Here is a 13,002-nt window from a genome sequence, read left to right as displayed (position 1 = left end):
CTCGCCCCGGCCGCCCCGCACCGGACCCCCGGCCCGGGGCCCCTCAGATCCGCGGCGGCCGGGCCTCGTACGGGGTGGACAGGACGACCGTCGTGCGCGTCGACACGCCCGCGAGCGCCCGGAGCCGCCCGAGCAGTTCCTCCAGCTCGTGCGGGGTGGAGACGCGCACCTTGAGGATGTAGTTCTCGTCGCCGGCCACGCTGTGGCAGGCCTCGATCTCGGGTACGTCGGCCAGGCGTTCGGCGATGTCGTCGGGGGCGCTGGGGTCGAACGGTTTCACCGAGATGAAGGCAGTCAGGGGCAGCCCGATGGCCTCGGAGTCGACGACGGCCGCATACCCGCGGATGACGCCCCGCTGTTCCAGCCGGCGCACCCGTTGGTGCACGGCCGACGTGGACAGGCCCGTCGCCTTGCCCAGATCGGTGTAACTCATGCGCCCGTCCTTGACGAGCCGCTGCACAATTTGTCGGTCCAGCTCCTCCATGACGCAAGAACCTACCGTGCGGTCGATCGTCGCGTATACCTATGCAGCGCAGGTCATAGCCGGTTCGTAGGGTTGCCGCCACGGGCACCTGCATGCGGCATGTGACGAAGGCCACAGCACTCGTCAAGGCTTCGTGATGTCCTCGTGATTACCGCCGAGACGGGGTGGGAAGTGCTTGCTGTGGTCGAGGCCGCAGTGCCTTACGGCCCAGCCCGAGGGGGAGAATCCCATGCAGAGTCTTAAGCGCCCTGGTCGCACCGCGCCCAAGCGGCTCCAGTCGGTCGTCGATCCCGAGCCGGAGGGTGTCGAACCCGCCGATCTGGACTACTCCGACAGCTTCGACGCCGACGAGGGCGACGGCTTCGACGCGTACGACACCTTCGAGATGTACCGGGTGATCTGCCCGGACTGCGCGCAGCCCATCGCACTGCTGGCGGACGAGGAGATCCTGCCGGAGCACGCGCTGTGCGCCTCGCCGTGGAACCCGTTCGGGCTCACGGTCTGCGCCGGGACGGGACGCGGCGCGTCCGAGGCGCGGCCCGCGGACGAGTCCGTGGAGCCCCAGGAGCAGGACACCGCGCTCCTGTTGACGCTTCCTCAGGGACTGGACTGGCGTACCCAGCCCTTCTCGCACGTCGGCGGCCCGGCCTCGCGCCCGATGCGCGTGCCGGCGATGCGCCGCGCCGCCTGAGCCCCGTTCCGGCGCTCACTTCAGCGGCTCGACTCCGGTGACTCCGGTGACTGTCCTGCGCCATGGCCCGCAGACCGCCATGGCGCAGGGCGGTTGCGCGCGCTCGTCCAGGTTGCACACCCCGAACTGACGCTCGGCCGCGCCCGCCGGTGACGTGTCGTCGCGTCTCCGCGTTGCCCCGGTATGACCCCCATCTCTTCGGTTGCGCCCGGGCGTCACCGCCAGCACTTCGGCGCTCCGCGCCCGGGATCCGGCTACGCAGAATCGGTTCCGCCGGCTCCGTCGCCCCCGCAGGATCCGCCCATCTACCGTGACCTGCTGCGCACGTGGGCCGACCGGGGCCGCACCCTGCCGGGGCGTCACGACGCGGAGTGGGTGCGGCTGGTGGCCCCGCAGGTGCGGCCGGGGCAGTTCAGCGGGTTTGCGGACCCAGCAGGTGACGGGCGATGACCATCCGCTGGATCTGGTTCGTGCCCTCGACGATCTGCAGGGCCTTCGCCTCGCGCAGGTAGCGCTCGACGGGGAAGTCGGCGGAGTAGCCGTACCCGCCGAGGACCTGGACGGCGTCGGTGGTGACCCGCATGGCGGCGTCGGTGCAGTGGAGCTTGGCCATGGCGGCCTGCGGGGCGAACGCCCGGCCGGCGTCCCGCAGCCGCGCGGCCGCGAGGTAGAGCGCCCGGCCCGCCTCGATCCGGGTCGCCATGTCGGCGAGCAGGAAGCGCAGCCCCTGGAAGTCGGCGATCGGCCGCCCGAACTGCCGTCGCCGCCGCGCCCAGGCAACGGCCTCGTCCAGGGCCGCCTGGGCGACACCGACCGCGCAGGCGGCGATGCCGAGCCGCCCGGAGTCCAGCGCGGCCAGGGCGATCGCGAAGCCCTGCCCTTCGTCCCCGATGCGGCGCGCGTCGGGGATCCGTACGCCGTCGAAGTGGATCTGGGCGGTGGGCGAGCCCTTGAGGCCCATCTTGCGTTCCGGGGGCGCGGCGCTGAGGCCCTCGGCGTCGCCGGGCACCAGGAACGCCGTGATCCCCGCCGGGCCCGCGCCGCCGGTGCGGGCCATGACGGTGTAGAAGTCGGCGATCCCGCCGTGGGTGGTCCAGGCCTTCGTGCCGGTGATCACCCAGTGGTCGCCCTCCCGTACGGCCCTGGTACGCAGCGCGGCCGCGTCCGAGCCTGCGGACGGCTCGGACAGGCAGTACGCGCCGAGCAGCCCGCCGCCGAGCATGGCGGGCAGGTGCGCGGCCCGCTGCTCCCGCGTGCCGTGGGCGGCGAGGGCATGGACGGCCAGGGTGTGCACGCTGACACCGAGCCCGACGGTGAGACGGGCCGCGGCGAGCTCTTCGAGAACCTGGAGGTAGACCTCGTACGGCTGGTCGCCGCCGCCGTACGCGGAGTCGTACGGCAGACCGAGCAGCCCGGATGCGGACAGCAGGGTGAACAGCTCACGCGGGAAACGGCCCGCTTCCTCTTCCTCGGCGGCGGACGGCACGATCTCGCGGCGGGCGATGGCGCGGACGAGCGTCATGAGGTGCCGGGCCTCGGCCGTGGGCAGCGAGCGGTCCACCGGGGTCGGCGGGCGATCGGGCATGACGGCTTCCTCCTCCCTGACCGGTCGGCGGCTCCGCGCTGTGAGTATGCGCGCGGGACGCCGTCGCCGCACGGGCGGAAGGAGGGGAGAGCGGGCGTCAGTCCTCGCGGCGGGCCGGCTTCGGGGCCGGGAAGGAGGGGTCGATCTCCTCGATGGCTCGCATCGAGCCGCCCAGGGTCTTCACCAGCAGGTCGCCCATGACCTCGCGGGAGAGTTCGGGGCGGTCGATCCATTCGAGGGTGGCCCCCTCGACGCTGCACAGCCAGGCGAGCAGGCCCATCCTCGGCAGCGGCGGAATGTCGCTGTGGCCGTACGCGCCCTCGGCGATGGTCGCGACGATCGCCGCACGCACCCCGTCCCGGATCGCGTGCACCTCGGTGTCGAAGCCGACGCCGCCGCTGACGATCGTGCGGTAGGCGGCCTGGTTGTGCTCGGCGTAGCGCAGATAGCTGTCGATGGTGCGGTGCACCCGGTCCACCTGGGGCAGTTCGATGCCGCTCGCCGCGAAGGTGACCAGGTCGGCGACGGCGTCCTGGATGATCGCCAGGTAGTAGCCGCGCTTGGACTGGAAGTAGTAGTAGATCAGCCCCTTGGCGACGTGCGCCTGCCGGGCGATGTCGTCCATCGACAGCGCGTCGTAGGACGTGTCGGCGAACAACTTCCGTCCGATGGAGATGAGTTCGGCGCGGCGCGCCAGTGAGCGCTCGGTGCCGCGTGCCCGGGGACGGGCAACTTCGCGCTGTTCGCTGATATTCAATTTCGACCCTGGTCTCGGGCGGTCTGCGGGATGTTCGCAGTATGTCAGGTCAACCGTGCGTCAGGTCACGCCCGTCACAGCAGCCCAAGCCGGGTGACCAGCATCGCGACGACCGCGACGAGGACCCAGCCCATGACGTGCTCGATGATCTTCGGGCCGTCGGTCTCGGGGCCGCCGGTGCGGGTGGCGCCGCGGGTGCGGGTGGCGGTGGCTATGGCTGTCTGTACGGTCATGGTTTCTCGCTGAGGTCGGATGTCTGGGTGGAATTGCCCCACCGATCCGTCCACCTTGCCACCCGCCGGGGCTTTTGCGGCCGAGATCTTGCTCACATGACCTTGGTCAGCGGGCCGCCCTGCTCACGCGCGGACGCCCACCGCCTGGAGCGCCGTGCACTGGCGTGCGGTCGGACGCGCCGGGAAGTAGAGGTAGCAGACGCCGCCGGTGCCGGACGTGACCTTGCCGCTCGCGTTGTACCGCTTGGTCCTGAGCCAGATGTTCTCGAACTCCCGCCGCGCGTACACGCGCCGCACCGCGCCGTCGTCCGCCGAGAACGGATCGTTGGCGATCACGTCGCCCTCGGCCGTGAAGCCGATCACGGTCATCAGGTGCCCGGAGGTGCCGTACCCCGCCCCCGTCAGCTCCCCCTTGAGGAAGGACTGCGAGGTCATGGCCGGGATCCCGGCCGCGATCAGCGTCTCCAGGTCGGTGAGGGAGCCGAGCCGGGTGACCACGCCCTGGAGGTCGGCGAAGGTGGCCGCGTAGGCGGCGTTGAACGGCCAGTTGCCGCAGCCTGCGTACTGGTGGTCGTAGGTGTGCCTGGCCGCGTGGCACACCTGCGGGTCGGCGTAGGACGGGTCGACCCACGCCAGTTGCTTCGGCGTGAGCCGGCCGCCCCAGTACTCGATGATCATCTGCGAGGAGGTGGGGCTGCACCAGGCCTCGCCGCCGCTGTCGTACTCGGGGTACTGGCCCCGGTGGATCTCCTGCGAGTAGCGCGGCACGGCCAGCTCGCCCGCGAGGCCGGGCACGGAGGCCGGGACGGTGAAGCGGTCCGGGACGTCGGAGCCCGTCGCGCCCAGCCGCCACACCGTCGGGGTGAGCTCGGTGCCGGGGCGCCGGTACAGGGTGAGGCGCAGGCGGTACGCGGCGAGGCGCAGGCCCGTCGAGGCGTCGTCGATCGCGAAGGTGTCGGTCCAGACGGTGCTTCTGCCGTCGGTCTGGCCGTCGACCGAGGTCCGTTTGATGTCCTGGTCGCCGGAGGCCCAGCGGCCCATCACGTACCAGGGGGCAGCTGCGCCGTCGGAGTACGTGCCCGTCAGCTCGACCTGGAGCCAGGTCCCGGCCGGGGTGCTCGCGTTCCAGGAGGCGATGACCTCGGTCGCGGGGACGGCGAGCGGCTGGAGCGGGGACGTCCAGGTCGCGTACTCCCAGGCCGCGGTGGTCTTGGTGTGCGGGTCGGTGTAGTCGACGGTGCCGAGCGGGGCGGCGACGGCGACGCCCGGGCGGACGCCCGCCACGGCACGGGTGCCCTGGGTGGTGCCGGCGCGCCAGTCGTCGTACGTGGTCCAGGCGTGGTGGTCGACGGGGCGGGCGGCCGGGGCCGGGGCCGATTCGCCGTCCGTGGTGTCCACCGTGTCCGTGGTGTCCGTGGCGGCAGCCACGGCGGCCGGGGCCGAGCCCCCTGCCATCGCTGCGGCGACCGCGGTGACCGCGGCGGCGAGGACCGTTCTGCGGGACGACTGATCGGCTCTGCTCATGGGCGGAGGCCCCCAAGGTGTCGGCGCAACTGTGCGCCCACTATGAACGGCGGCGACCACGCCTTCCAGCACCTCCGCCCGTGCCACGCCCACGACTACCGGTCTGCGCCACTGGGACGGGCACGGTGAGCGGCGAGCGGTGAGGGGCGAAGGACGAGCGGCGAGCGGCGAGCGGCGTCCGGCCGTAGACTTTCGCGCCGAACAGATGCCCCCCCTTCTCCGTCCCCCTCCATCCCTCTCCGTCCTTCTTTGTCCTTCTCCGCACCCCGGGACCCGTCATCCGCCAGCTCGCCGCCCGGCTCCGCCGTCTGCCACCGTCCTGTGGGCCGGTGCGTCTGATCGGGGTCGACGGGCATGCCGGGTCGGGGAAGTCCACGTTCGCCGGGAAGCTGGCCGAGGCGCTGGGGGGCGTGCCGGTGCTGCGCCTCGACGACATCGCGAGCCACGACGAGCTCTTCGGGTGGACCGGGCGTCTGCTGACCCAGGTGATCGAGCCGTTCCGCCGCGCCGAGACCGCGCACTACGCCCCCTACGACTGGCGCGCCCGCCGCTTCGGCCCGCCCGTGCCGCTGCCCGCCGCCCCCGTCGTCCTGGTCGAGGGGGTCGGCGCGGGCCGTCGCGCCCTGCGGCCGTTCCTGGCGTGCCTGCTGTGGATGGACGTGCCGCCAGAGGAGGCCTGGGCACGGGGACGGTCGCGGGACGGGGAGGAGCAGCGGGAGTTCTGGGACGGGTGGGTTCCGGCGGAAGTCCGCCATTTCGCCGAGGATCCCTCGCGCCCCCATGCGGCCCTGCTGGTACGGCAGTTGAAGCCGGGGTACGAGGTGCTGCCGGGGCCGGCGGGAGAGCTTGGTCCGCACCGGGATGTCACCCACCGTGAGGGTCCACCCGCGGTGTGGTGAACCCGTGAAGGGCCGTGCACGCGAACTTCGCCGAGTGCTTCAACTGCGCTTGACCGACTGCCCGTACAGGACTTACGTTCTGAATGTGCGGCAATGGAAGCCGCCCTCGGACGCGAAGCCCCCGGTTGTTCCCCCGTGATCGGGGGCTTCGTTCTGCCCTCGACGCGCTTTCCGGCCCTCGCGCGGCCCTTTTCCGGCCGTTTTCCGGACGCGACGCGACACGAATCGCTCACCCAGGGTCACCGTGCGGGATGCGCCCCGTCTGCTCCCACCTCACCGGACGACCGATACGGCACCCTACGGCAGGCACCGCTCACGCAGGTACGATGCCCTCGGTGCGACCTGGAAAGTTGCTGCGCGCACCTTGCAACTCCGGTCCGCGGCACAGCGGTTCGACCAAGGCAGCCGACGGGCGACGACTCGGCGGCATACCGACGGGGGCACGGTTTGTGGGGGACGTGATGGACTTCGGCACGCAGGGTCCCGAGGCCCCGGCCGACGCGGCCGACCTCGCCTGGCTGCGCGGCGTGGACGCCTACACGATGGGCGCCTATCCACAAGCGGAGGACGAGTTCCGCGCCGCGGTGCGGATCGATCCCGGGATGGCCGACGGCTGGCTCGGGCTGCACGCGCTGCGCGTCGACACGACGACCGCGCTGCTGCGGATGTTCCGGCACCGCGAGCGCTTCGGCGAGCAGCGCACCCGGCACCGCCGCACGCTCAACTCCTGGTACTGGCTGGGCTGGTGGGTGCAGCCGGTGCTGGAGAGCCCGCGCGATCTGCTCCTCGCGCACGCCTCGCACTGGCTGGACGGCCGCCATGTGCCCGAGCTGGACCGGGCGCTCGCGGGGCTGCCGCCCGTCGACACCGATCACCAGGTCCGCTTCCTGCACGCCTGCCGCTCCTACCTGGTCAAGGACTGGGAGCAGTTGGTCCGGCACACCGACCCGCTGCTCGACGACGCGCTGCTGGGCATCGAGGCCGGCCTGTTCGGCGGGATGGCCCGGGTGCGGCTGGAGATGTACGGGCAGGCCGAGCCGCTGCTCGCGGCGGCCCTGATGCGCTGCCGCAGCGAGCAGCCGCAGCGCAAGGAGCTGCGGTACTGGCTGGCCCGGGCCCATGAGGGCACCGGCCGCTCGGCGGCGGCCCTCCCCCTGTACCGGGCGGTGCACCGCGTCGACCCCGCCTTCATGGACACCTCGGCCCGGCTGGCCGCGATCGCCGAGAGCGACGGGTACGACGACACGGCCGACCTCGCGGCGATCACGCTCACCGGGGTCGGGCAGGACATGGTGGACGGGCCGGACGGCTTCGATCCGCTGTTCGGCACGGAGGGCCGGGACCTGCGGCTCAGCGAGCCCGCCGAGCTGCCGCCGGACCTGCCGCCCGTCGTGCCGCTGCCGTCGGTGACCGACCCGGCGGTGCGGGAGAAGTTCGTCGTCCCCTCGGTGCTGCCTGCCGGACCCACCGACCCCGTGTTACTCGAGGAGGCACTCGCCGAGCTGGAGCGCATGGTGGGGCTGGAGCCGGTGAAACGCCAGGTCAAGGCCTTGTCCGCGCAGCTCAACATGGCCCGGCTGCGGACCGGGCAGGGCCTTCCGGTGCAGCCGCCGAAGCGGCACTTCGTGTTCTCCGGGCCCTCCGGCACCGGCAAGACGACGGTGGCCCGCATCCTGGGCCGCGTGTTCTACGCCCTCGGGCTGCTGGGCGGGGACCATCTCGTGGAGGCCCAGCGGGCCGACCTGGTCGGCGAGTACCTCGGCCAGACGGCCGTCAAGGCCAACGAGCTGATCGACTCCGCCCTCGGCGGCGTGCTCTTCGTCGACGAGGCGTACTCGCTCTCCAACTCCGGTTACGGCAAGGGCGACGCGTACGGCGACGAGGCGTTGCAGGTGCTGCTGAAGCGGGCCGAGGACAACCGGGACCATCTGGTGGTGATCCTGGCCGGCTATCCGGAGGGCATGGACCGCCTGCTCACCGCGAACCCCGGACTGTCCTCCCGCTTCACGACCCGCGTCGACTTCCCCTCCTACCGGCCGCTCGAACTCACCTCCATCGGCGAGGTGCTGGCCGCGGAGAACGGTGACGTGTGGGACGAGGAGGCCCTCGACGAGCTGCGCTCGATCGCCGGGCACGTCGTCGACCAGGGGTGGATCGACGAGCTGGGCAACGGGCGGTTCCTGCGGACGCTGTACGAGAAGAGCTGCGCGTACCGCGATCTGCGGCTGTCGACCTACCCGGGCACGCTGACCCGGGACGACCTGTCGACACTGCGGCTGGCGGATCTGATGCAGGCGTACGGCGAGGTGCTGTCGGGGCGGGGGCCGCAGGGTCCGTCGTCGATGTGACGGACCCCGCGGACCCAACGAGTCCCAGAAGTCCCAGGAGTCCCATGGCTCACGCCGGTCCCACGGCTTCCCCGGGCCCGGGTCAGCGTGCCAGCGCCTCCTCCGGTTCGTCGCTGGCCCTCGGCTCCGCGAGCCGGACCTCGGGCTCGGACAGCTCCCGGTGCGCGGGGTCGGTGACCTCGCCCACCAGCAGCTCCAGGACGTCTTCCAGCGCGACCAGGCCGAGCACCCGGCCGGACGCGTCGGCGACCTGCGCCAGATGGGTCGCCGCCCGGCGCATCACCGTCAGCGCGTCGTCCAGCGGCAGTTCAGAGCGCAGCGTCGTCATCGGACGCCATACCTGCTGCGGCACCGCCCGCTCGGAGTTCTCCACGTCGAGGACGTCCTTCACGTGCAGGTAGCCCATGAAGGCGCCGTTCTCCGCGGCGACCGGGAAGCGGGAGTAGCCGGTGCGGGCGGTCAGCTCGACGATCTCGCCGGGGGTGACCGCCGGGCTGACCGTGACCAGTGACTCGCGCTTCAGCAGGACGTCCGTCACCGGGCGGGAGCCCAGCTCCAACGCGTCCTCCAGCCGCTCCTGCTCCTCGCGGCCGAGAAGACCGGCCTGGCCGGAGTCCTCCAGCAGCCGGTTGAGCTGCTCGCTGGTGACGACGGCCTCCACCTCGTCCCTCGGCTCGACGTGGAAGAGCCGCAGGATGCCCCGGGCGCAGGCGCCGAGGGCCACGGTGATCGGCCGGCACACGCGGGCGAAGGCGACCAGACCGGGGCTGAGCCACAGCGCGGCCTTCTCCGGGGCCGCCATGGCGAGGTTCTTCGGGACCATCTCGCCGATGACGAGGTGGAAGAAGACCACCGCGGCCAGGGCTATGACATAGCCCAGGGGATGGATCATGCCCTCCGGGAGGTGGATCCACTCGAAGAGCGGTTCCAGCAGCTCGGCGACCGTCGGTTCGGCGACCGCGCCCAGGGTGAGCGAGCAGACGGTGATGCCGAACTGCGCCGCCGCCATCATCTGGGGCAGCCGCTCCAGGCCGTAGAGGACCTGGCGGGCGCGGGCGGTGCCCAGGGGTTCGATCTGGCTGCGGCGGACGGAGACGAGCGCGAACTCGGCGCCGACGAAAAAGCCGTTGGCGAGCACGAGGAGCGAGGCGAAGGCGAGTTGGAGGACGCTCATCGGGCGGCCTCCACGACCGCGGCGGTCCGCACCAGGCGGATCCGTTCGGCCCGGTAGTGGCCGACCCGGCGCACCGAGAGCCGCCAGCCGGGCAGCTCGGTCCGGTCGCCGACGGCCGGGATCCGGCCGAGCAGGTCGGCGACGAGGCCCGCGACCGTCTCGTACGGGCCCTCGGGGACCTCCAGGCCTATGCGCTGGAGGGTGTCGACGCGGCAACTGCCGTCCACGTCCCAGGCGGGCTTGCCGTCCTCGGGCGGGGCCGCGGCGAGTTCGGGCGTGTCGTGGCCGTCGTGTTCGTCGCGGACCTCGCCGACGAGTTCCTCGACGATGTCCTCCAGGGTGACCACGCCGGCCGTGCCGCCGTACTCGTCGACGACGACGGCGATGGGCTGTTCGCTGCGCAGCCGGGCCAGCAGGGGCTGGACGGGCAGGGTCTCGGGGACCAGCAGCGCGGGGCGGGCGATCCGGCCGAGCGGGGTGCGCAGCCGGTCGTGGACGGGGATCGCCAGGGCGTCCTTGAGGTGGACCATGCCGACGATCTCGTCGATCTTCTCGCGGTAGACGGGGAACCGGGACAGGCCGGTGGCGCGGGTCAGGTTGACGACGTCCTCGGCGGTGGCCGACGACTGCAGGGCGCTGACCTTCACGCGCGGGGTCATGACGTGCTGCGCGGTCAGCTCGGCCAGCGACAGGGTGCGGACGAACAGGTCGGCCGTGTCCTGTTCGAGGGCGCCGGCGCGGGCCGAGTGGCGGGCCAGGGAGACGAGCTCGCCGGGGGTGCGGGCGGAGGCCAGCTCCTCGGTGGGCTCGACGCCCAGGGCGCGCACCAAGCGGTTGGCGACCGTGTTGAGGGCCGAGATCACCGGCCGGAAGAGGCGGGAGAAGGCGGCTTGCGGGCCCGCGACGACCCGCGCGACCTGCAAGGGCTTGGACACCGCCCAGTTCTTGGGCACGAGCTCGCCGATCACCATCTGCACGGCGGACGCCAGCAGCATGCCGACGACCACGGTGACACCGGAGACGGCGCCCTCGGGGATGCCGATCGCGGTGAACGGGCCGTGCAGCAGCTCCGCGAGCGCCGGCTCGGCGAGCATGCCGACGACGAGGGAGGTGATGGTGATGCCGAGTTGGGTGCCGGAGAGCTGGAAGGACAGTTCCTTCAGCGACTCGACGACCGTGAGGGCTCGCTTGTCGCCCTCGGCGGCGGCCTTCTCGGCCTCCGGGCGTTCGACCGTGACGAGGCCGAACTCGGCGGCGACGAAGAAGCCGTTGGCGAGGATGAGCAGGAACGCGGCTGCCAGGAGCAGCAGGGGGATGGTCATGATGCCGCCGCCTCCGAACCAGGTCGGGTGGGGGCGGCGCAGGTACTACAGGACGAACCGTCCATCGCCGGAGGGAGTCACTCCTCGGGTAGCAGGAACCCCTGTGCACCGGGCAGGGCACATCAGGGGCGGAGGCGGCAAGGGGACGCCTCCGTCACCAGATTAATCAAGACATGGGCTCCAGCGGCAGGGTGGACGGCCCTGAGTCAGCCCTGATCTTGCCCTGTGGACGCTTCGGGGTCCCGGACGGACCGGGTTTCCACGAGGGCGTGCAGGGTGCGCGCGTCGGTGATGGCCTGCTGCACGTCCATGCCCGGCTGGATGCCGAGCGCGGGCAGGCTGGTGCCGTCGCTGAGGTCGAGGAACACCCAGGGGTCGCCGGTGCGGAGGTTCACCTGGAGGATCTCAGCCCATTCCAGGCGCCGTCGGCTCGCGATGTTCACGACGGTGACGCCGGAGTCCTCGGCGACGACCCGCACCCGGGCGAGCCGGGTCAGCACCCAGAAGAGGAGGGCGCCGGTGAGGACGAAGGTGAGCCGCTCCCCCGGGCCGAGCTGTTCGAGCAGCATGGCCACGGCGGAGATGACGAGGAAGATCGCCGCTCCGGCCGTGAGCAGCACCGCGCGGGTGCGGCCCGGCCGGAGGGTGACGGGGAGGGTGGGCAGGTCGCTGCCCTGCTGCTCGGACATGTTCCCGGAGGTTTCTCGGCTGGGGCTTCGGAGGCTTGCGGCTTCAGAGGCCTTGGGCTTCGGAGGCCTTGGGCTTCAGAGGCGGCAGGCGTGGATGGCCGTGGTGAGGATGGCGCGGGCGCCGATGTCGTACAGGTCGTCCATGATCCGCTGGGCCTCCTTGGCGGGGACCATGGCGCGGACGGCGACCCAGCCCTCGTTGTGCAGCGGGGAGACGGTCGGCGACTCCAGGCCCGGGGTCAGCGCGACGGCCTTCTCGAGCTGCTCGACGCGGCAGTCGTAGTCCATCATCACGTAGGTGCGGGCGACCAGGACGCCCTGGAGGCGGCGCAGGAACTGCTGCACCTTCGGTTCGGCGGCCTCGTCGGTGTCCGCGCCGGTGCGGCGGATGACGACGGCCTCGGACTTCATGATGGGGTCGCCGAACACCTCCAGGCCCGCGTTGCGCATCGAGGTGCCGGTCTCGACGACGTCGGCGATGACCTCGGCGACGCCCAGTTCGATCGCGGTCTCGACGGCGCCGTCGAGGTGGACGACGGCGGCGTCGATGCCGTGCTCGGCGAGGTACTTGGCGACGATGCCCTCGTAGGAGGTGGCGATCGTCTTGCCGGCCAGGTCGGCGAGGCCGGTGGCCGTGCCGGGCTTGGCGGCGAAGCGGAAGGTGGAGCGGGCGAAGCCGAGCGGCAGGATCGTCTCGGCGTGGGCGCCGGAGTCGATGAGCAGGTCGCGGCCGGTGATGCCGATGTCGAGCTTGCCGGAGGACACGTAGATCGCGATGTCGCGGGGGCGGAGGTAGAAGAACTCGACCTCGTTCACCGGGTCGACGATCCGCAGTTCCTTGCTCTCCCGGCGCTGCTGGTAGCCGGCCTCATGCAGCATGTCCGCCGCAGGTCCGGACAGGGAACCCTTGTTGGGGACGGCGATGCGCAGCATGAGGCGAGCTTCCTTCGCGTGGAACGTGGAACGTGGGAAAAGGGGGCGGCTTTGTCTGGAAACGGTTTACAGGTGGGCGTACACGTCGTCCAGCGAGATTCCGCGGGCGACCATCATCACCTGGACGTGGTAGAGCAACTGCGAGATCTCCTCGGCGGCTGCTTCCTTGCCCTCGTACTCGGCGGCCATCCAGACTTCGGCGGCCTCTTCGACGACCTTCTTGCCGATGGCATGGACGCCCTTCCCGACCAGTTCGGCGGTGCGGGACGTGGTGGGGTCGCCGGTGGCGGCCTTCTGCTGGAGCTCTGCGAAGAGCGCCTCGAAAGTCTTGTTCGACATGGTGAGGTCAGACTAGTTCAAATG

13 protein-coding genes are annotated in these 13,002 nt (G+C 71.6%); 3 read left to right on the top strand and 10 right to left on the bottom strand.

The window, feature by feature from the left end; all coding sequences use genetic code 11:
* Window positions 1-43: 43 nt before the first annotated feature.
* Entirely contained in the window at window positions 44-484 is a 441-nt protein-coding gene (locus BMZ82_RS15430; RefSeq protein WP_093775945.1) for an Lrp/AsnC family transcriptional regulator, read from the bottom strand.
* Between the two features lie 229 nt (window positions 485-713).
* Here BMZ82_RS15430 and BMZ82_RS15425 point away from each other — a divergent pair, with 229 nt between their 5' ends.
* Window positions 714-1,175 carry a hypothetical protein gene (locus tag BMZ82_RS15425; protein ID WP_093775943.1) on the top strand — a complete coding sequence of 154 codons (462 nt, stop codon included), beginning with the start codon at window positions 714-716 and terminating at the stop codon, window positions 1,173-1,175.
* Between the two features lie 412 nt (window positions 1,176-1,587).
* Here the strand turns inward: BMZ82_RS15425 and BMZ82_RS15415 are convergent, their stop codons facing one another.
* The 4 genes from BMZ82_RS15415 to BMZ82_RS15405 form a co-directional block, all read right to left on the bottom strand.
* Window positions 1,588-2,760 (bottom strand): acyl-CoA dehydrogenase family protein, encoded by a 1,173-nt coding sequence (locus BMZ82_RS15415; RefSeq protein ID WP_093775939.1) that lies wholly within the window; start codon window positions 2,758-2,760, stop codon window positions 1,588-1,590.
* Between the two features lie 97 nt (window positions 2,761-2,857).
* The gene (locus BMZ82_RS15410; RefSeq protein WP_093775937.1) at window positions 2,858-3,517 is read right to left on the bottom strand and encodes a TetR/AcrR family transcriptional regulator; all 660 of its coding nucleotides are present in this window, start codon (window positions 3,515-3,517) and stop codon (window positions 2,858-2,860) included.
* A 74-nt stretch (window positions 3,518-3,591) separates the two neighbouring features.
* The gene (locus BMZ82_RS39415) at window positions 3,592-3,750 is read right to left on the bottom strand and encodes an SCO1431 family membrane protein (RefSeq protein WP_107487668.1); all 159 of its coding nucleotides are present in this window, start codon (window positions 3,748-3,750) and stop codon (window positions 3,592-3,594) included.
* A gap of 123 nt (window positions 3,751-3,873) precedes the next feature.
* Window positions 3,874-5,274 (bottom strand): peptidase C39 family protein, encoded by a 1,401-nt coding sequence (locus tag BMZ82_RS15405; RefSeq protein ID WP_093775935.1) that lies wholly within the window; start codon window positions 5,272-5,274, stop codon window positions 3,874-3,876.
* 278 nt (window positions 5,275-5,552) lie between these two features.
* Here BMZ82_RS15405 and BMZ82_RS15400 point away from each other — a divergent pair, with 278 nt between their 5' ends.
* Together BMZ82_RS15400 and BMZ82_RS15395 are read left to right on the top strand one after the other, a co-directional pair.
* Entirely contained in the window at window positions 5,553-6,173 is a 621-nt protein-coding gene (locus BMZ82_RS15400) for a uridine kinase family protein (RefSeq protein WP_093775933.1), read from the top strand.
* 461 nt (window positions 6,174-6,634) lie between these two features.
* Window positions 6,635-8,521, top strand: coding sequence for an AAA family ATPase (locus tag BMZ82_RS15395; RefSeq protein ID WP_093775931.1), 1,887 nt, complete (start codon window positions 6,635-6,637; stop codon window positions 8,519-8,521).
* A gap of 82 nt (window positions 8,522-8,603) precedes the next feature.
* Here the strand turns inward: BMZ82_RS15395 and BMZ82_RS15390 are convergent, their stop codons facing one another.
* The 5 genes from BMZ82_RS15390 to BMZ82_RS15370 form a co-directional block, all read right to left on the bottom strand.
* Window positions 8,604-9,695 (bottom strand): hemolysin family protein, encoded by a 1,092-nt coding sequence (locus BMZ82_RS15390; protein WP_093775929.1) that lies wholly within the window; start codon window positions 9,693-9,695, stop codon window positions 8,604-8,606.
* Window positions 9,692-11,017 carry a hemolysin family protein gene (locus BMZ82_RS15385; RefSeq protein ID WP_093775927.1) on the bottom strand — a complete coding sequence of 442 codons (1,326 nt, stop codon included), beginning with the start codon at window positions 11,015-11,017 and terminating at the stop codon, window positions 9,692-9,694. Before BMZ82_RS15385 ends, BMZ82_RS15390 begins: the two co-directional genes overlap by 4 nt.
* Window positions 11,018-11,223: 206 nt before the next feature.
* Window positions 11,224-11,706, bottom strand: a complete 483-nt coding sequence (locus tag BMZ82_RS15380; protein ID WP_093775925.1) for a PH domain-containing protein — start codon at window positions 11,704-11,706, stop codon at window positions 11,224-11,226.
* A 75-nt stretch (window positions 11,707-11,781) separates the two neighbouring features.
* A complete protein-coding gene (gene hisG, locus BMZ82_RS15375) occupies window positions 11,782-12,639 on the bottom strand; it encodes an ATP phosphoribosyltransferase (RefSeq protein ID WP_093775923.1) in 858 nt (285 codons plus the stop codon).
* A gap of 66 nt (window positions 12,640-12,705) precedes the next feature.
* A complete protein-coding gene (locus tag BMZ82_RS15370; protein WP_093775921.1) occupies window positions 12,706-12,978 on the bottom strand; it encodes a phosphoribosyl-ATP diphosphatase in 273 nt (90 codons plus the stop codon).
* Window positions 12,979-13,002 lie beyond the last annotated feature (24 nt).

This window comes from Streptomyces sp. yr375 (assembly GCF_900110755.1).
Taxonomy (GTDB): domain Bacteria; phylum Actinomycetota; class Actinomycetes; order Streptomycetales; family Streptomycetaceae; genus Streptomyces.
The sequence above is the reverse complement of the archived record's forward strand: the minus strand, read 5'-3'. Positions and strand labels throughout refer to the sequence as shown.